At 59.6% G+C, this 17,571-nt stretch carries 17 protein-coding genes; 13 read left to right on the forward strand and 4 right to left on the reverse strand.

Annotation, left to right across the window (positions count from 1 at the left end; all coding sequences use genetic code 11):
• Positions 1-26: 26 nt before the first annotated feature.
• The 3 genes from cmoB to ACEPAJ_RS07385 form a co-directional block, all read right to left on the reverse strand.
• Entirely contained in the window at positions 27-995 is a 969-nt protein-coding gene (cmoB, locus tag ACEPAJ_RS07375; RefSeq protein ID WP_425914334.1) for a tRNA 5-methoxyuridine(34)/uridine 5-oxyacetic acid(34) synthase CmoB, read from the reverse strand.
• On the reverse strand, positions 992-1,768 hold the full coding sequence (gene cmoA / locus ACEPAJ_RS07380; protein WP_322948014.1) for a carboxy-S-adenosyl-L-methionine synthase CmoA: 777 nt from the start codon (positions 1,766-1,768) through the stop codon (positions 992-994). The genes cmoB and cmoA overlap by 4 nt, the downstream gene beginning before the upstream one ends.
• A gap of 166 nt (positions 1,769-1,934) precedes the next feature.
• Complete coding sequence (locus tag ACEPAJ_RS07385) at positions 1,935-2,330, reverse strand: protease inhibitor I42 family protein (RefSeq protein ID WP_425914335.1); 396 nt, start codon at positions 2,328-2,330, stop codon at positions 1,935-1,937.
• Between the two features lie 454 nt (positions 2,331-2,784).
• Here ACEPAJ_RS07385 and ACEPAJ_RS07390 point away from each other — a divergent pair, with 454 nt between their 5' ends.
• From ACEPAJ_RS07390 to ACEPAJ_RS07410, 5 genes are all read left to right on the forward strand, one after another.
• Positions 2,785-3,537 carry an AraC family transcriptional regulator gene (locus ACEPAJ_RS07390; protein WP_425914336.1) on the forward strand — a complete coding sequence of 251 codons (753 nt, stop codon included), beginning with the start codon at positions 2,785-2,787 and terminating at the stop codon, positions 3,535-3,537.
• 175 nt (positions 3,538-3,712) lie between these two features.
• A complete protein-coding gene (locus ACEPAJ_RS07395) occupies positions 3,713-4,399 on the forward strand; it encodes a methylamine utilization protein (RefSeq protein ID WP_425914337.1) in 687 nt (228 codons plus the stop codon).
• Complete coding sequence (locus tag ACEPAJ_RS07400; RefSeq protein WP_425914338.1) at positions 4,386-6,722, forward strand: putative bifunctional diguanylate cyclase/phosphodiesterase; 2,337 nt, start codon at positions 4,386-4,388, stop codon at positions 6,720-6,722. Before ACEPAJ_RS07395 ends, ACEPAJ_RS07400 begins: the two co-directional genes overlap by 14 nt.
• A 2-nt stretch (positions 6,723-6,724) precedes the next feature.
• The gene (locus ACEPAJ_RS07405) at positions 6,725-7,582 is read left to right on the forward strand and encodes a DUF3034 family protein (RefSeq protein ID WP_425914339.1); all 858 of its coding nucleotides are present in this window, start codon (positions 6,725-6,727) and stop codon (positions 7,580-7,582) included.
• A gap of 2 nt (positions 7,583-7,584) precedes the next feature.
• The gene (locus ACEPAJ_RS07410) at positions 7,585-8,004 is read left to right on the forward strand and encodes a group I truncated hemoglobin (protein WP_425914340.1); all 420 of its coding nucleotides are present in this window, start codon (positions 7,585-7,587) and stop codon (positions 8,002-8,004) included.
• Between the two features lie 108 nt (positions 8,005-8,112).
• Here ACEPAJ_RS07410 and ACEPAJ_RS07415 read toward each other — a convergent pair whose 3' ends face one another.
• Complete coding sequence (locus ACEPAJ_RS07415) at positions 8,113-8,970, reverse strand: HDOD domain-containing protein (protein ID WP_425914341.1); 858 nt, start codon at positions 8,968-8,970, stop codon at positions 8,113-8,115.
• A gap of 608 nt (positions 8,971-9,578) precedes the next feature.
• Here ACEPAJ_RS07415 and putP point away from each other — a divergent pair.
• The 8 genes from putP (at position 9,579) to fliJ (ending at position 17,439) form a co-directional block, all read left to right on the forward strand.
• Positions 9,579-11,066, forward strand: a complete 1,488-nt coding sequence (putP, locus tag ACEPAJ_RS07420) for a sodium/proline symporter PutP (RefSeq protein WP_425914342.1) — start codon at positions 9,579-9,581, stop codon at positions 11,064-11,066.
• A 298-nt stretch (positions 11,067-11,364) separates the two neighbouring features.
• Positions 11,365-11,586, forward strand: a complete 222-nt coding sequence (locus ACEPAJ_RS07425; RefSeq protein WP_425914343.1) for a VF530 family DNA-binding protein — start codon at positions 11,365-11,367, stop codon at positions 11,584-11,586.
• A gap of 94 nt (positions 11,587-11,680) precedes the next feature.
• Complete coding sequence (gene fliE / locus ACEPAJ_RS07430; RefSeq protein WP_425914344.1) at positions 11,681-12,010, forward strand: flagellar hook-basal body complex protein FliE; 330 nt, start codon at positions 11,681-11,683, stop codon at positions 12,008-12,010.
• 15 nt (positions 12,011-12,025) lie between these two features.
• A complete protein-coding gene (fliF, locus tag ACEPAJ_RS07435) occupies positions 12,026-13,813 on the forward strand; it encodes a flagellar basal-body MS-ring/collar protein FliF (RefSeq protein WP_425914345.1) in 1,788 nt (595 codons plus the stop codon).
• Positions 13,806-14,822, forward strand: a complete 1,017-nt coding sequence (gene fliG, locus ACEPAJ_RS07440) for a flagellar motor switch protein FliG (RefSeq protein ID WP_274087844.1) — start codon at positions 13,806-13,808, stop codon at positions 14,820-14,822. The genes fliF and fliG overlap by 8 nt, the downstream gene beginning before the upstream one ends.
• A 3-nt stretch (positions 14,823-14,825) precedes the next feature.
• A complete protein-coding gene (fliH, locus tag ACEPAJ_RS07445) occupies positions 14,826-15,632 on the forward strand; it encodes a flagellar assembly protein FliH (protein ID WP_425914346.1) in 807 nt (268 codons plus the stop codon).
• Entirely contained in the window at positions 15,622-16,983 is a 1,362-nt protein-coding gene (gene fliI, locus ACEPAJ_RS07450) for a flagellar protein export ATPase FliI (RefSeq protein WP_425914347.1), read from the forward strand. Before fliH ends, fliI begins: the two co-directional genes overlap by 11 nt.
• A 3-nt stretch (positions 16,984-16,986) precedes the next feature.
• Positions 16,987-17,439, forward strand: a complete 453-nt coding sequence (gene fliJ, locus ACEPAJ_RS07455; protein WP_425914348.1) for a flagellar export protein FliJ — start codon at positions 16,987-16,989, stop codon at positions 17,437-17,439.
• Positions 17,440-17,571: the final 132 nt, after the last annotated feature.

Below are 17,571 nucleotides of genomic sequence, written 5' to 3' on the forward strand. Positions count from 1 at the left end.
TTACGCCGCTGCGCGTCTAACTCATCTTACGGCTTACGTGCGATCAATACCGCGCGGCTTGGCGCCGGCAGTCCTTCGACCGTGCGGCTATGGTCGGCCGGATCAAGGAACTCAGGCAGCGACTGAAAGCGCATCCACTCGGTTGAGCGCTGCTCATCCACGCTGGTGGTGCTGACATCCACGCAGCGCACATCAACAAAGCCGGCGCGGCGCAGCCACAGCTCTAGGGCCGGCACCGACGGTAGGAACCAGACGTTACGCATCTGCGCGTAGCGATCTTCAGGTACCAGCACTTGCTGGGCATCGCCTTCCACCACCAGGGTTTCCAGCACCAGCTCGCCATCTTTGACCAAACAGTCCTTGAGGTCGATCAAGTGATCGATGGGCGAGCGGCGGTGATACAGCACGCCCATGGAAAATACCGTATCGAAGCCCTGCAACTTGCCGGGCAGTTCTTCGAAGGCCAACGGCAGGTGCCAGGCGGGCAGGTCGGGCAGGTAATTTTTCATCGCCAGAAACTGGCAGAGGAACAACCAGTTCGGGTCGATGCCCACCACGCTGTCCGCACCTGCGCCGAGCATGCGCCACATGTAGTAGCCGTTGCCGCAGCCGACATCCAGCACGCGCTTGCCCTTGAGGTCGAGGTAGGGGGCCACTCGCTGCCACTTCCAGTCCGAACGCCATTCGGTGTCGACGTGTACGTCAAACAGATGGAACGGCCCTTTGCGCCAGGGGATGAGCCCTTGCAAAGCGGTTTTTAGCGCGCCACGCGTCGGCTCATCGCAGCGGCCATTGAGGCTGAAGTCGTGCAGCAACTCCAGTTGCTCAACCTGCAGTTCAGGCAGTGCTTGGACGGCGCCGTACCAGCGCGCCAGGTCACCGTGACCGATGGCCAGTTTTGCATCGATCTGGCCAGGCAAGTCGGCGGACCAATCCTGCAGCGGGGTACCGGCAAGCGCTGCTTGCAGGGCGTCGAGGTCGAGGCGATTAATCATGGCAGGGCAATCATCGAGGCAAAGTTGAGACACTGAAACCACGGCACTACTTGGCTGAAACCCGCGGCGAGGAGGCGCTCGCGGTGTTGCTCCAGGCTGTCGGGCAGCATGACTTTTTCAATGGCGCTGCGCTTCTGGGCAATCTCCAGCTCGCTGTAGCCGTTGGCGCGCTTGAAGGCGATGTGCAGGTCGCCGAGCAGGCGGTGTTGTTCGGCGTCCTCGAAGTGCAGTTTTTCCGAGAGAATCAGTGCGCCGCCGGGCAGCAGGGCTTGGCGAATGCGGGCGAGTAACTCAAGGCGCTGTTCGGGCTGAATAAATTGCAGGGTGAAGTTCAACGCCACCAACGAGGTTGGCTGAAAGTCGAGGCTGAGAATATCGGCTTCGAGCACCTCGACCGGGAGTAGCTCCTGAAACATCGAGTCTTGTGCATGCAGGTATTCGCGGCAGCGCTCGACCATGGCGCTGGAGTTGTCCACGGCGATCACTCGGCAGTCGGCGATCTGTACATGCCGGCGCAACGCTTGGGTAACTGCGCCCAATGAGCTGCCGAGGTCATACAGCACGCTGTGCGGCTGGGCAAACTGGCCAGCAAGCACGCCGATGTTTTCGACAATGGTCGGGTAACCCGGTACCGAGCGTTTGATCATGTCGGGGAAGACCCGCACCACATCTTCGTTGAACACGAAGTCCGGCACCTGGGCCAGGGGTTGGGCGAAAAGACGGTCGGGTTGTTTGCTCACGTTGGCTGCGCACTGATCGATAAAGCCGGGCATTTTAGCCAAGTAACGTCCATAGCCAAACGTTGATTGCAGCTATTGGTCGCAAATCCATGCGGCCGTCACGTATGCGGCGCTAGTTCGCGGTCTCGTTAGCCGGCTTAAAGGCTGATGCGGTGATTGCCCATTGGCCCAACCAGTTAGCGCAGCCTATGGCGACAGGTTACTGCGCCTTGAGTGTGCAGTCGAAGCGCTGAGCGGGCACTACGCCAACTTCCCAGGGGCGTTCATAGGTGAGGGCCAGTTGGCCTTCGCCGGCCTTGACCACCTGGAAGCGCCAGGTAGAAACCCCAGCGCTGCCGACCAGGCCGGCATCTTCAGGGTTGCTGTAGACCTCCGGGCCGAGGCTTTGCAGAACCTGTGTTGCCGAGTCGCGCATCAACCAGCGAAAGCCAGTAGTCGGGTTGCTCGGCAAGCGCAGGATAAATTGCTGGCCAACGTGCAGTGATAGCGGGCATTTGCTCTGCTGGTTCTGCTCCAGGCTGACGCTGCTGGGTTTTTGTGCGCAGGCACTGAGCAGTACAAGGCCAAACATCAGCGTTAGGCGGGGAGCGAGCATGGTGAACTCCTGGCGAAAGTCGAGGTTGCCAGCATAACTGCAACGGCCCGCCTGCGGAAATCCGCACTAGGGTTGGCGCGTCACCTGCAGTGCCAGGGGACGGCCTGATTGCAGTTGGTTTAGGTGCTGCTCATGACGTTTAGCCGCAAGCTGGCTGAGGTAGTGGCCGGCAAGTAACAGCGCTGATGCGAGAGCGAGGGCAATGCTGAAAACCATAGCGGATGTCCTAAAACCCGAGCGATGCGCAAGGGACAGGACTGCTCAGCAAATCGCTTGCCAGGTCGTGCAAATGAAAACTGATTGCTCCACCTGGGGCTGACTACAGGCAGTGTATTCAGGCGCTTTTAATTGGTTGTAAGGGGCGCGGCGGGCACTGCCCATTTGTCGTGCTGACTGCAGTTTCACCGGGCAAACGGTTAAAGTTGCACCTCTTTTATCCGGGGTTGCACTTTTAATGCTCAACGCGCGCTTGATACGTCTTGATGACCAAGCCCATGAACACACCCACGACCATCACCAACTGGTGTTGTCGCTGGCTGGGCGCGCGGAGTTTGAGGTCAATGGTCGTGGCGGCGAGGTGTGCCGCATGCGTGCCTGCCTAGTGCCCGGGGATGCCGATCATCAGTTCGCCGGTATGGGTGATAACCGCATGTTGATCATCGACCTGGATGAGCAGGGTGTATCCAGTGAGGACCTGCAGCTGCTGACGGGCTTGTTTGAAACACCGCGCTACCCGCAGTTGGATGCCGACTTCCAGAACCTGTTGAGCTATGCCGGCGCCGAGCTGGAGCGTTACGGCTCTGATCCGCTGTTGGCGCGGGCGCTCGGTGGCGTTTTGCTGAGGGCTTTGCACCTGCGACTGTTTGGTGAGCAGCAGGCGCGCGCCATTGGCCCGTTGAATTTAGAAAGACTCGACAGTTATATCGTCGAGCATCTGGCTCGGCGCATCAGTGTGGCTGAGTTGGCCCAGGTGGCCTGCTTAAGCCCCAGTCATTTTCATGCGCAGTTCAAGGACTGCGTCGGCCTGACGCCGCACCAGTACCTGCTGAAAACCCGCCTTGATCGCGCTGTGCGTTTGTTGCGCGAGAGCGGTTTGCCGCTTATCCGCATCGCCGAGGAATGCGGCTTCTCCAGCCAGAGCGCGCTCACCACTGCGATGCGTCGCTACCTCGGCCTGACGCCCAAGCGCCTGCGCAGTGCCGAGTAAACCTCCCTTTTAGCCTGCGTTGCACCTGGCTCGCTGACATCAACTGGTGACGCTCTCCGACATAACGTGAACTTCTGCAGGCAGGCGGCTAAGCTGTGGCTCACTGCGGCACTCAATGTGTCAGGCATGGATGCTGTTCCTAATCAAGTGTGCCCCTCGCGTACGAGTCGTCTTGATGAGCCAATACCTGCATTTATTGTTCGCGCACTCGCTGCTGAGTATCTTGCTGCTGAGCGCGCCGCTGCATGCCGCCAGCTTGCAGGCCGAACTGCTGGACAGCCAAGGCCAGCCCCTCGCGAATGCCGTACTCAGCTTGCGCAGCTCTGCGGGTGCACCAACTGCACCGGCTAGCGCAATCATGGATCAACGCTCGCAGCAGTTCGCACCGAATGTGTTGGCGGTGCGCAGCGGCACTTCGGTGACGTTTCCTAACAGCGACAATATTCGCCATCACGTCTATTCCTTCTCCCTGGCCAAGCGCTTCGAGCTGCGCCTTTATCAAGGCACACCCAGTGAACCGGTGATCTTCGATAAGCCCGGCGTGGTTGTGCTTGGCTGCAATATCCACGACTGGATGTTGGGCTATGTCTATGTCACCGACGATCCCTGGTTTGCTGTCAGCGATGAGCAGGGGCGCTTGCGTATTGACCAGCTGCCGGCGGGTACTTACTCGGCCAGCCTGTGGCACCCACAAGCTCCGCAGATGTTGCCGCAGGCGGCGGGTGAGGTGCAGTTGAGCGAGGCCGATAACCAGCGGCGCTTTACCTTGGCCATTCAGGCCCCAGCCGCCCAAGTCGCCCCGCGTGCACCGGCCAGCGCCTTTGGCGATGCATTTAAGAAGGCTCGCGATGCTGCGCAATAGCTTCCAGGCGCGAATTGCCGGTGTATTGGTCCTGCTGCTGCTTATTGTGGTCGGGGCGCTCTATGCGGCCGTACAAACCGCCACCAATGCAGCAGTGCGCAGCCAGGCACGTGAGCAGCTGGATGTCGGCAGTCTGGTGTTTCAGCAGTTGCTCGAAGTGCGTGGCCGCCAGTTGCACGATGCGGTTCAGGTGTTGGCCGCCGATTTCGGCTTTAAAGAAGCCGTGGCCAGTGGCGACACTGAGACCATTCGCTCGGCGCTGGCCAACCACGGTGCGCGGATCAATGCCAGTGTCGTGATGATGCTGTCTCTGGACGGCAGCCTGGAAGTCAGCAGCGACCGGCAGATCAGCGGCGCCACAGCGCAGCGCCTGAGTGCCCAGGTGATGCAGCGCCAGCGCGAGGGCGTGCAGATTTTCCTGATGCCGATTGCCGACAAAATTTACCTGCTGGTGCAGGCCGCCGTTACCGCACCGTTGCCGATTGCCCGAGTGATGATGGGCTTTCAGGTGGATGATGCTTTTGCTGCCGAGCTGCGCGAGCTGACCCACTTGGACTTGACCCTGCTAGCGACCCAGAAGGGGGTTGCCGATATCTGGATCAGTACCTTGCCGGCGGCGCAGCGCGAGCAGGGACAGGAGGGAATGACCCACCTGGCGAATGATGCGATGAGCGTGATCGGCAACGAACGCTACCTTAACCAAGCACTGGTACTGGCCAGTGGTGACGGGTTTGAGGTGCGTGCCTTACTGCACAAATCCTTGAGTCAGGCGCAGCTGGCGTTCGCGTCGCTTGATCAAAATATTCTGTTGATCGCCCTGGTGGCACTGACCGCGTCCCTGGGCGGCGCCCTGTTGCTGGCGCGCTCGGTGTCGCAACCCGTGCAGCAACTGGCTGCCGTCGCCGAGCGGGTGCGGCAGGGGGATTATCAGGCCGATCTGGACCTGCAGCGTGCTGACGAATTAGGCCGTTTGGCCATGGCCTTCAAGGCCATGCAGCAAGGCATTGCCGAGCGTGAACGGCAGTTGGCGCACAATGCCTTGCATGATGCGCTCACCGGTCTGCCCAACCGCACACTGGCGCTGGAGCGCCTAGGCAGTGCCATCACGGCGGGGCGGCCCATGGCGTTGCTGTATTTAGGGGTGGCGAACTTTCGCGCGGTCAATGAAAGCCTCGGGCCGGAGGGCGGCGACTTAGCGCTGCAGCAGCTCAGCCTGCGTCTGCAGGGGATTTTGCGCCCCGGCGATAGTGTGGCGCGGATCATCGGTGACGAATTTCTCCTGCTGTTGGAAAACGCCGACAGCGACAGTGCCGTGGCCATTGCCGACACGCTGCAGCAACTGCTGCTCGAGCCTTTGCGCGTCGCCACCCATGATGTGGCGCTGGACTGTCGCATTGGTATTGCCAGTTACCCGGTGGATGGCAATGCCCCGGAAGAGCTGCTGCGCCGGGCGGCCATCGCCATGCAAGATGCGGCTGGTATGGCCAGCCATCTGCAGGTCTACCAGCGCGGTCGCGATGATGCCCAGCAGCGGCAGATTCGTCTGATTCGCGATTTACGCCACGCGCCGAGCAAGGCCGAGCTGCTGCTGCACTATCAACCAAAATTGGACATTGCCAGCGGTCGGGTGCGGCAGGCAGAGGCCTTGCTGCGTTGGCAGCACCCCGAGCTGGGCATGGTTTCGCCTGGGGAATTTATTCCGCTGGCCGAGCGCACCGGCAGCATCCAGTTGTTGACCACCTGGGTGCTTGAAGATGTCATGCGCCAGTTACGTGAGTGGGGCGGGCGCGGCCTCTATGTGCAGGTGTCATTGAATATCTCCACCGAAGACCTGATTGACCCGCAGTTACCGGCGCGGGTCAGCCAACTCTTATCCAAATACCAAGTGCCGGCCGAACAGCTGATTTTTGAGATTACCGAAAGTGGGGTGATGCTCAATCCGGAACTCGCCCTGCAGGTGCTGCATGGCTTGCGCGAGTGCGGCATCAGTTTGTCGGTGGATGACTTTGGTACGGGCTACTCGTCCCTCGCTCAGCTCAAACGTATGCCAGTGCAGGAGCTGAAGATTGATCAATCGTTTATTCGCGACCTGGACGATGACAGTGAAGATTCGGTGATCGTGCGTTCAACCATCGAAATGAGCCACAGCCTGGGCCTCAAGGTGGTGGCTGAGGGGGTTGAGTTTGAGCGCAGCCTGCAACTGCTGGCACGCTGGAATTGCGATACCGCCCAGGGCTACCTGATCAGCCGGCCGCTGGCGGCGCAAGCCTTTGAAACCTGGATGGCGCAACACACGCCCGCCGCCTCGGACGTGGTGCATTGATCATGCTAAAGCCGTTTCACGGTGTGCTTCTGTTGCTGGGCCTGTTGGCCAACCTGAGCTGGGCCGATGGCCGCTTGCTGGCGACCGGTGGCGCCAGCAGTTTGGAAGGCGCGGCCGGTGGTGGCATCACGCCCTGGGCGGTGTTGTCCGGGTATGGCGAGCGCGGCGAGTGGGGCGCGGATGTCTTTGCCACGCGGGTGGAAACCGGCGACTACCGTCTGGATGTGGCCGGTATTGGGGTGGCATTCGATAACCGTATTGAGCTGTCCTTCGCCCGTCAGCGCTTTGACCTGGGCACCTTGGCGCGCAACCTCAATCTGCCGGAAAACAGCCTGAGCCAGGATATCTTCGGCCTCAAGGTGCGCCTGTTTGGCGACCTGATCTATGACCAGCTGCCGCAGGTGTCGCTGGGCGTTCAGCACAAACGCCAGAAGGATTTTCTGATTCCCTGGCTGATTGGCGCGCATCGTAGCGAAGACACCGAAGGCTATATCACCGCCAGCCGGCTGATCCTTGGCGGCGCCTTTGGCTACAACCTGCTGCTCAACGGCGGTGTTCGTTACAGCCGGGCCAATGAGTTGGGTCTGCTGGGCTTTGGCGGTGATAGGCGTGATCGCCACTCGGTACTCAAGGAAGGCTCGGTTGCAGTGCTGTTCAATCCGCACTGGGCGCTGGGCGTCGAGTACCGCGAGAAGCCAGACAACCTAAGCTTTGCCGGGGAGAGTGACTGGGCCGACCTGTTTCTCGGTTATTTTCCCAACAAAAACCTGGCCGTGGTGCTGGCCTATGCGCGCCTCGGTGAAATCGCCACGCTGGATAATCAGGACGGCGTTTACCTGTCCGTGCAGGGGAGTTTCTAAGCATGCGCAGCCTGCTGCTGACCGTTGTGCTGACCCTGGCGGCCTGTGCCCAACAGCCGCCCAAAGACGACAGCCTTTACCGTGATTTGGGCGAGCAGGGCGGGATTACCCGCATCGTCGAGGGCATGCTGCTGAATATTGCCGGTGACCCGCGGATCGTTAGGCACTTTGAGAATATCGACATCGTGCGTCTGCGCGACAAGTTGGTGGAGCAGATTTGCGTCGAGGCTGGCGGCCCTTGCACATACAGCGGCGACAGCATGGAAGAAAGCCACAAGGGCCAACACCTCACGCCGAGTGACTTCAATGCCCTGGTGGAAAACCTGCAAGAGGCCATGAGTGCCCAGGGCGTCCCCATGCCCGCGCAGAATCGCCTGCTGGCGCGGCTTGCACCCATGCGGGCGCAAGTAATCGATCGCTAAGGTCTGTTTTTGGACTGTTGCGCATTGGCCTTGCGGCATTCAAACCCGCCTGACGCTGTTACCAGCGTGTGCTCTGCATGGCTCCAGCGTGTGAGGCCGCAAAGAGACTCAGCGTAAGGTCTGGGCGATTGCCAGGATCTCGGCGCGGTGACTGCTCAGCAGGCTCAGTTCACCGTTTTCATCGATGGAATTCTGCGCTGGCATCAGCTTCTGATAGGCCGCCAGCTCTTGCAGTGGCGGCAAATCGCTCGTTGGCTCGTGCTCCTTGAGCGAGTGGTAGAGCGCCAGGTTGACCATGTCCAACAATTGCAGCTTGCCTCCCGGGCTGTGCTGCCAGTTGCCGGTGTTGCGGATGATCTCGATATAGTCGTTATCCACTGACCATTTCTTCAGCACGATAATCCCCAGCGATTTGCTGTATTCGCGGCACAGCTTGTAATACAGCGCGCTGGAGAGGGGCACGCTGTCGCTGCGGAACGCCGAAAGCACGACGAGGGTTCCGACTTCACCGAGCAGGCTTGCCAGCAGGGCGTGTTCTGCCGATACATGGCCAAGCAGGCGAGCCAGCAGGGTGCAGGTGCTGGCCTTGATCACCACGCGCTCCCAGGCCTCGATAAACAGCTGTTTATGCTTGGCGCTGTGCAGGGTAAACAGGCTTTTGATGCTATGCGCCATGGTGATTCGGTCGACTTCGGCCATGCCGAGCCGGCTGATGACTTCAAGCAGGGTTTTCGGTGCCGTTTTGGTACGGTGCAGAGCGCTGGACGCATGCTTTATCAGCAAGGCGCTAAGGGCAGGGTCTCGGCTGATTAAGCGGGTCAAGGCGTTGAGCGAAATGTTGGGGTCGCCCAAGGCGCGGCGAATGTCCATCGTGAGGGTCGGCAGGCTGGGCAATTGCTCCTCACCCTGCAGCAGTTGCGAGACCAAGCGCCGGTAGACGGAATAGTCGGATGTTTCGCTCTGCAATACACACCTCCATGTTTATTCAGGCAGTCTAGATCGGCACTATGCGGGTAGGCTAGTGCGGTAAATGGCGCCGCCATCAATGCTCGGTGCTTTAAACAGGTGTTTGCCGGAAGTTCCTGGCATGGAGTTTTTTGTAAAAACTCCAGAGCTTTTTGTAAGAAGCGTTCATGCCTCTGCCACTAAATTCCGTTCCCGGCTTACGCCGTGCGTAGGTTTGCGCCACAGGACGTTCCTGCAAGCCGCTGCAATTGGGCTAGACCTAATACAGGTCGGGGCCAATAAAAGGCAGGGCGTGGCGGTATAATTCGCCGGGTCGCGTCTGCGGCTGATCGTGCGCAAACGCCGCATGCCTTGGGTGTTAAGTTGTCAGCAGTGCGCAGTATTTATTCGTAGTTTGAGTGCGTGCTGGGTCTTTGGGTACGAGGCCCTGGCAAGCCGTTAAAGGCGTTTTACGGGCGACTGTTTTACGACATGCGCCCTTTTTGTAATGGGGTCTAGAACTCCGACTGCGTGAACCGGCTTCACCTGCACCGCAGGTATGAAATGCCACGTTGGTAATGGGGCTACTCCCTGTTACCCAATAACAACAATCAAGAGGGGATCCCCTAATGACTGCAAGTACTCCGATGCTCGTCACCTTTGTGGCGTATATCGCGCTCATGGTGCTAATCGGCCTGGTCGCCTATATGCGCACTAAAAATCTTTCCGATTACATCCTCGGCGGTCGCAGCCTGGGCAGTTTCGTTACCGGTTTGTCGGCCGGTGCGTCGGATATGAGCGGCTGGCTGCTGATGGGCTTGCCGGGTGCCGTGTACCTCTCGGGCCTGTCTGAAGGCTGGATCGCCATCGGCCTAATCGCCGGTGCCTACTTGAATTGGTTGTTTGTTGCCGGCCGTCTGCGGGTGCAGACCGAGCACAATGGCAACGCGCTGACGCTGCCCGATTACTTCACGCATCGCTTTGAGGATGGCAGTCGTGTGCTGCGTATTTTCTCGGCGCTGATCATTCTGGTGTTCTTCACCATCTACTGCGCCTCGGGTGTGGTGGCCGGTGCTCGCCTGTTTGAAAGCACCTTCGGCATGTCCTATGAGACAGCCTTGTGGGCGGGCGCTGCGGCGACCATTGCGTACACCTTTATCGGTGGTTTCCTCGCAGTCAGCTGGACTGACACCGTGCAGGCCACGCTGATGATCTTTGCGCTGATCCTCACTCCGGTTGTGGTGATGATTGCCACGGGTGGCGCGGACGCCACCTTCGCCGCCATCGAGCTGCAAGACGCCACTAACTTCGACATGCTCAAGGGCGCGACCTTTGTTGGCGTGATTTCGCTGCTGGCTTGGGGCTTGGGCTATTTCGGCCAACCGCACATCCTGGCGCGCTTTATGGCGGCAGATTCGGTTAAGTCGATTCCAGCGGCCCGTCGCATTTCCATGACGTGGATGGTCCTGACGCTGTCCGGTGCTGTAGCGGTGGGCTTCTTCGGTATCGCCTACTTCTCCGCCAACCCAGACCTGGCCGGTCCGGTTGGCGAGAACCCTGAGCGCGTCTTTATTGAGCTGGCCAAGCTGCTGTTCAACCCATGGATTGCCGGCATTCTGTTGTCTGCCATCCTCGCTGCCGTGATGAGCACCCTGAGCTGCCAGCTGCTGGTGTGCTCCAGTGCCCTGACTGAAGACTTCTACAAGGCTTTCCTGCGTAAAGATGCGTCGCAGGTCGAGCTGGTGTGGGTGGGGCGCGGCATGGTGTTGCTGATCGCTATCGTCGCCATCATGTTGGCGGCTAATCCAGAAAACCGTGTGCTGGGCCTGGTGTCCTATGCCTGGGCAGGCTTCGGTGCGGCCTTCGGTCCGGTGGTGATCCTGTCGCTGGTATGGAAGCAGATGACTCGCAACGGCGCGTTGGCCGGCATGCTGGTGGGTGCCCTAACCGTGATCCTGTGGAAGAACCTTCTCGGCCATCTGGGCCTGTACGAAATCATCCCCGGCTTTATCTTCGCCACGCTGGCCATCGTCGTGTTCAGCAAAATCGGCAACGGCCCATCGGCAGCCATGATCAAGCGCTTCGACGAAGCCGAGAAAGAATACCAGTCGGCCTGATGGCCCCCAGTAGTGGGCAACTGACGGATCGCTCAGTTGCCCAGTCAGCGTGTTTTGCGCTGATGTGCATGTGAATTGATCGTTTTTTGCCGGCCCACACTTTGCTGTTGGGCCGGTTTTTTTTGTTCGTCATACTTAGGTATCGCCCTTATGCCGTCGCGTGGCGACGTCAAAAAACGGCTAGACCATTTTTTATAGCGAGATAAAAGGCCCGGCATCGGTCTTTGCACTTTCGGCCAGGCGCGCGCTTGGCTAAGGTGGCGCATATTTTCAACCAGGCTGTCCGTACAGGTTCTGCATGACTCAATCACCGAACAATCCGCTGCATGGCGTGACGCTTGAAGCCATCCTCACTGCTCTGGTTGCCCAGTATGGTTGGGATGGCTTGGCGCAACGCATCGATATTCGCTGCTTTAAGAGCGATCCGAGCATCAAGTCCAGCCTGACTTTTTTGCGCAAGACGCCTTGGGCGCGGGAAAAGGTTGAGGCGCTGTATATTCGCTCGCAAGCGCGTCACTAAGCGCTGAGCGCCAGGTCGGTAACCTGGCACCCTTGTTGCAATACCTCTGCAAACGCCGCAAAGCGTCAAAAAACTGCGGCCAGTGGAGGAAGTGATGAGTCAGGGTGTTGAATTCAATCGTTTGATGCTGGAAATGCGTTCCATGCAGGCTGACGCCATGGTGCGTCAAAAGCCTGTCGCCAGCACACCTGAGCCAGGCGCGCCGAGCTTTTCCGATATGCTCGGCCAGGCCGTGGGCAAGGTTAACGAAACCCAGCAGGCCTCTAGCAAGCTGTCGACAGCCTTTGAAATGGGCACCAGTGGTGTGGATTTAACTGACGTGATGATTGCCTCGCAGAAAGCCAGCGTTTCCTTCCAAGCCATGACCCAGGTGCGTAACAAGCTGGTTCAGGCTTATCAAGACATTATGCAGATGCCGGTTTAAGGGTAGGGCTGAATCATGGCTGAAGCTGTCGCTGCAAACGTACCTGCCACCACCGGTGGTGGTGAGCCGAAAAAACCATTGTTCGGCCTGACCTTTCTGGAAAACCTTTCCGATATGTCGATGCTGCGGCAGATCGGTTTGTTGGTCGGTCTCGCCGCCAGTGTGGCCATCGGCTTTGCCGTGGTGCTGTGGTCGCAACAGCCGGATTACCGTCCGCTGTATGGCAGCCTTGATGGTATGGATGCTTCGCAGGTGATGGAGACGCTGTCCGCTGCCGATATCAAGTACACCGTGGAGCCCAATTCCGGAGCGTTGTTGGTCAAGGCCGATGATCTCGCCCGGGCGCGCATGCGTCTGGCTGCTGCTGGCGTCGCGCCGAAAGACAACAGCGTCGGCTTTGAAATTCTCGACCAGGAGCAAGGCCTGGGCACCAGCCAGTTTATGGAAGCCACCCGCTACCGCCGTGGCCTGGAAGGCGAGCTGGCCCGCACGGTCGCCAGCCTGAACAACATCAAAGCCGCCCGCGTGCATTTGGCTATCCCTAAAAGCTCGGTGTTCGTGCGCGATGAACGCAAGCCCAGTGCCTCAGTGCTGGTTGAGTTGTATTCGGGGCGAGGTCTGGAGCCGAGCCAGGTGATGGCCATCGTCAACCTGGTTGCCAGCAGCGTGCCGGAAATGAATAAGGCCCAAGTCACTGTGGTCGATCAGAAGGGCAACCTGCTCTCGGATATTCAGGAAATGTCCGAGCTGACCATGGCCGGCAAACAGTTCGATTACAGCCGCCGTATGGAAAGCCTGTTCACCCAGCGCGTGCACAATATTTTGCAGCCGGTACTGGGTTCCGGTCGTTACAAGGCCGAAGTATCGGCAGATGTGGACTTCAGTGCGGTGGAGTCCACCTCGGAAATGTTTAACCCCGACCAGCCGGCGCTGCGCAGTGAGCAGCAGGTCAATGAGCAGCGTACCAGCAGCCTGCCACCGCAAGGCGTGCCCGGCGCCCTGAGTAATCAGCCGCCAGGTCCCGCCGCTGCGCCTCAGCAAGCAGGTGCCGGGGCGGCGGCTGTGGCAGGGGCGATTGCGCCTGGGCAGCCGTTGCTGGATGCCAATGGCGCGCAGATCATCGACCCGGCCACCGGCCTGGCCATGCTCGCGCCTTACCCGGCAGATAAGCGTGAGCAATCGACGCGTAACTTCGAGCTGGACCGTTCAATCAGCTACACCAAACAACAGCAGGGGCGTCTACGCCGCTTGTCGGTGGCGGTGGTGGTCGACGATCAAGCGAAGCTGGATGCCGCCACCGGTGAGGTCACTCGGGTGCCGTGGAGCAGTGACGACCTGGCGCGTTTTACCCGTCTGGTGCAGGACTCAGTGGGTTTCGACGCCAGTCGTGGCGACAGCGTTAGCGTGATCAATACGCCGTTCTCCACCGAGCTGGGTGAAGAGCTGATCGAAATTCCGTTTTACACCCAGCCGTGGTTCTGGGATGTGGTCAAACAAGTACTTGGCGTCCTGTTTATCCTGGTGTTGGTATTTGGTGTGCTGCGCCCTGTGCTGAACAACATCACCGGCGCCGGCCGAGGCCAAGGCGATGGCCGGGGTGGCGACGTCGAGCTCGGTGAAATGGGTGGGCTGGGTGGTGACTTGGCCGAGGACCGGGTCAGCCTGGGCGGGCCGCAAAGCATCCTCCTGCCAAGCCCGAGTGAGGGGTATGATGCACAGCTAAACGCCATCAAGAGCCTGGTCGCAGAAGATCCGGGCCGCGTTGCCCAGGTTGTGAAAGAGTGGATTAACGCCGATGAGTGATAATCGAACCGTCGCCAAGTTGAACAAGGTCGATAAGGCCGCGATCCTGCTGCTGTCGCTCGGTGAAACGGATGCCGCCCAAGTGCTGCGTCATCTGGGGCCGAAGGAAGTGCAGCGCGTAGGCGTGGCCATGGCCGGTATGCGCAACATTCAGCGTGAGCAGGTCGAGCAGGTGATGGGCGAGTTCGTTGACATCGTCGGCGACCAGACCAGTCTGGGCGTTGGTGCCGACGGCTACATCCGTAAGATGCTCACGCAGGCCCTGGGCGAAGACAAAGCCGGCAATCTGATTGACCGCATCCTCCTCGGCGGTAGTACCAGTGGTTTGGACAGCCTTAAATGGATGGAGCCGCGCGCCGTGGCGGATGTGATCCGCTACGAGCACCCGCAGATTCAGGCCATTGTTGTGGCCTACCTTGATCCCGACCAGGCCGGTGAAGTGCTCGGCCACTTCGACCACAAGGTGCGCCTGGACATCGTACTGCGGGTGTCTTCACTGAACACCGTGCAGCCAGCCGCGCTGAAAGAGCTCAATCTTATCCTTGAGAAACAGTTCTCCGGCAGCTCCAATAGCACCCGCGCTGCACTGGGCGGGGTTAAGCGTGCCGCCGACATCATGAACTTCCTCGACAGCTCGGTTGAGGGTCAGCTGATGGATTCGATCCGTGAAGTTGACGAGGACCTGTCCAGCCAGATTGAAGACCTGATGTTCGTCTTCGACAACCTGGCCGATGTCGATGACCGTGGCATCCAGGCGTTGATGCGTGAAGTTTCCTCCGATGTGCTGGTGTTGGCGCTCAAGGGCGCCGATGAGGCCATCAAGGAAAAGGTCTTCAAAAACATGTCCAAACGTGCTGCCGAACTGCTGCGCGACGATCTGGAAGCCAAAGGCCCGGTACGCGTCAGCGATGTGGAAACGGCGCAGAAGGAAATCCTTACCATCGCCAGACGTATGGCCGAAGCCGGGGAAATTGTCTTGGGCGGCAAAGGCGGCGAGGAAATGGTCTAAGCAATGTCCAGTAAAGAACCGGCGAGTGAGCTGATTCGCGCCAAGGATCTAAGAGGCGTTAACGTCTGGGCGTTGCCCAGCTTTGACCCGCACGCACCGACGCCTGAACCCAGCGCAGAAGAACAGGTGGTCGAGCCGGCCGCTGAAACGAGTGAACCCGCGCAAGCCGACAGCGAAGAAGTAGCTCTGGAAGACGTCAAGCCTTTGACGTTGGATGAGTTGGAGGCAATCCGTCAGGACGCCTACAACGAGGGGTTTGCCACTGGCGAAAAAGACGGCTTCCATGCCGGCCAGCTAAAAGCCAAACAGGACGCCGATGTGGCCTTGGCGGCAAAAATAGCTGGGCTGGAGCAGCTGATGACTCACTTGTTCGAGCCGATCGCCGGGCAGGATCAGCAGCTCGAAGAAGGGCTGATCAAGCTGCTTGAGCAGATCGTGCGCCAGGTGATTCAGCGTGAGTTGGTCAGTGATTCCAGCCAGATTCGTCAGGTGCTCAGCGAGGCGTTGAAGCTGCTGCCGATGGGCGCGGGCAATATCCGCATTCACCTTAATCCGCAAGATTTCGAGATGGTTAAAGCCCTGCGCGAGCGCCATGAAGAGAGTTGGCGAATTCTCGAAGATGCCGCTTTGCTGCCCGGCGGTTGTCGGGTGGAAAGCGAACTCAGCCGCATCGATGCCACGGTGGAAACCCGACTGAATCAGGCCATTAAGCAGTTGTTTGAACAGCAGCGCGAGCAAGCCATGCACCCGCTGGAAGCCGACCTGCAGACTGACCTGGATGCCCCCGAGATGATTGCGGATGCGCCTTGAACGGATCAGCTTTGCCAAGCGCCTGGCCGGTTACAGCGATGTCGTAGCGCTGCCGACCCAGCCGCAGGTTGAAGGCCGCTTGCTGCGCATGGTCGGTTTGACCCTGGAAGCCGAAGGCCTGCGTGCCGCACTCGGCAGCCGTTGCCTGGTGATCAACGATGACAGCTATCACCCGGTGCAGGTCGAAGCCGAGGTGATGGGTTTTTCCAATGGCAAAATCTTCCTGATGCCGGTCGGCAGTCTGGCCGGTATAGCCCCCGGTGCGCGCGTGGTGCCGCTGCCGGATACCGGCCGACTGCCCATGGGCATGTCGATGCTCGGTCGGGTACTCGATGGCACCGGCCGCGCCCTCGACGGCAAAGGCGGGATGAAGGCCGAAGACTGGGTGCCGATGGATGGCCCGACGATCAATCCGCTCAAGCGTAATCCGATCAGTGAACCGCTGGATGTTGGTATCCGCTCGATCAATGGCTTGCTGACTGTCGGTCGCGGCCAACGTCTTGGCCTGTTTGCCGGTACCGGTGTGGGTAAGTCGGTGCTGCTGGGCATGATGACGCGCTTTACCGAAGCCGACATTATCGTGGTCGGGCTGATCGGTGAGCGGGGCCGAGAAGTAAAAGAATTTATCGATGAAATTCTCGGTCACGAGGGCCTTAAACGCTCCGTGGTGGTGGCTTCGCCGGCCGATGACGCGCCGCTGATGCGTCTGCGTGCCGCCATGTATTGCACGCGAATAGCTGAATACTTCCGCGACAAAGGCAAGAACGTACTGCTGCTGATGGATTCGCTGACCCGTTTTGCTCAAGCGCAGCGCGAAATCGCCCTGGCCATTGGCGAGCCGCCAGCGACCAAGGGCTATCCGCCGTCGGTATTTGCTCGCCTGCCCAAACTGGTGGAACGTGCCGGTAATGCCGAGGAGGGCGGCGGCTCGATTACCGCCTTCTACACCGTGCTCAGTGAAGGGGATGATCAGCAAGACCCGATTGCCGATGCCGCCCGTGGGGTGCTCGATGGGCATATCGTGCTGTCGCGACGCTTGGCCGAGGAAGGGCACTACCCCGCCATCGATATTGAAGCCTCGATCAGCCGAGTGATGCCGCAGGTGGTCAGTGCCGAGCATCTGCGCCTGTCACAGCGCTTTAAGCAGTTGTGGTCGCGTTATCAGCAGAGCCGCGACCTGATCAGCGTGGGCGCTTATGTGTCGGGGGGCGACGCGGATACCGACCTGGCCATCGCCCGTCAGCCGGCCATGGTCAGATACTTGCGGCAGGGCCTGCACGACAATGAAAGCCTGGAAAACAGCAGTGCGATGCTCGCTGCCACCTTCAACCCTGGCGCGGCGGGCAACTAAGCCATGGCGCAAAGCCGCGCGGCGCGGTTGGCTCCTGTGGTGGTCATGGCCGAGCGTGCCGAGCGCGAGGCCGCGTTGCAGCTGGGCCATTGTCAGGGCTTATTGCGTCAGGCTGAAGTGCAGCTGGGGGACTTGGAGCGCTACCGCGGTGATTATCAGCAGCAATGGATCAGTGAAGGCCAGCGCGGTGTTTCTGGGCAGTGGCTGATGAACTACCAGCGCTTTCTCACTCAGTTGGAAGGTGCTATCGGCCAGCAGCGCAACAGTGTCGATTGGCACCGCGCCAATATGGACAAGGTGCGCGACATCTGGCAACAACGCTACGCCCGCATGGAGGGGCTGCGCAAACTGGTGAAGCGTTATCAGGATGAGGCGCGCCAGGCTGAAGACAAGCGCGAACAGAAATTGCTTGATGAACTCTCGCAGCGCTTAGTGGCCCGTGATTCGCAGTATTAAGCGTTGATATAACGCCCTCAATAACCACTCAATACCGCCTAAACAGTTGCCGCACAGGCTTTGCGATGCTACATCTTGACTGTGCATAACGTGCCGCTTGGCATACTCGAACATGCGCCCGAGTCTATTTGT

Source organism: Pseudomonas sp. GWSMS-1, assembly GCF_049847425.1.
In the GTDB taxonomy this organism is placed as follows: Bacteria; Pseudomonadota; Gammaproteobacteria; order Pseudomonadales; family Pseudomonadaceae; genus Aquipseudomonas.

Bases quoted from the DNA above. Each gene is read 5' to 3' on its own strand.
- ACEPAJ_RS07425 (WP_425914343.1), top strand. From the start codon at position 11,365: ATGACTCAATCACCGAACAATCCGCTGCATGGCGTGACGCTTGAAGCC.
- ACEPAJ_RS07400 (WP_425914338.1), top strand. From the start codon at position 4,386: ATGCTGCGCAATAGCTTCCAGGCGCGAATTGCCGGTGTATTGGTCCTG.
- cmoA (WP_322948014.1), bottom strand. From the start codon at position 1,768: ATGCCCGGCTTTATCGATCAGTGCGCAGCCAACGTGAGCAAACAACCC.
- ACEPAJ_RS07410 (WP_425914340.1), top strand. From the start codon at position 7,585: ATGCGCAGCCTGCTGCTGACCGTTGTGCTGACCCTGGCGGCCTGTGCC.
- cmoB (WP_425914334.1), bottom strand. From the start codon at position 995: ATGATTAATCGCCTCGACCTCGACGCCCTGCAAGCAGCGCTTGCCGGT.
- ACEPAJ_RS07385 (WP_425914335.1), bottom strand. From the start codon at position 2,330: ATGCTCGCTCCCCGCCTAACGCTGATGTTTGGCCTTGTACTGCTCAGT.
- ACEPAJ_RS07405 (WP_425914339.1), top strand. From the start codon at position 6,725: ATGCTAAAGCCGTTTCACGGTGTGCTTCTGTTGCTGGGCCTGTTGGCC.
- ACEPAJ_RS07390 (WP_425914336.1), top strand. From the start codon at position 2,785: ATGCTCAACGCGCGCTTGATACGTCTTGATGACCAAGCCCATGAACAC.
- fliE (WP_425914344.1), top strand. From the start codon at position 11,681: ATGAGTCAGGGTGTTGAATTCAATCGTTTGATGCTGGAAATGCGTTCC.
- fliH (WP_425914346.1), top strand. From the start codon at position 14,826: ATGTCCAGTAAAGAACCGGCGAGTGAGCTGATTCGCGCCAAGGATCTA.
- fliG (WP_274087844.1), top strand. From the start codon at position 13,806: ATGAGTGATAATCGAACCGTCGCCAAGTTGAACAAGGTCGATAAGGCC.
- putP (WP_425914342.1), top strand. From the start codon at position 9,579: ATGACTGCAAGTACTCCGATGCTCGTCACCTTTGTGGCGTATATCGCG.
- fliF (WP_425914345.1), top strand. From the start codon at position 12,026: ATGGCTGAAGCTGTCGCTGCAAACGTACCTGCCACCACCGGTGGTGGT.
- ACEPAJ_RS07395 (WP_425914337.1), top strand. From the start codon at position 3,713: ATGAGCCAATACCTGCATTTATTGTTCGCGCACTCGCTGCTGAGTATC.
- fliJ (WP_425914348.1), top strand. From the start codon at position 16,987: ATGGCGCAAAGCCGCGCGGCGCGGTTGGCTCCTGTGGTGGTCATGGCC.
- fliI (WP_425914347.1), top strand. From the start codon at position 15,622: ATGCGCCTTGAACGGATCAGCTTTGCCAAGCGCCTGGCCGGTTACAGC.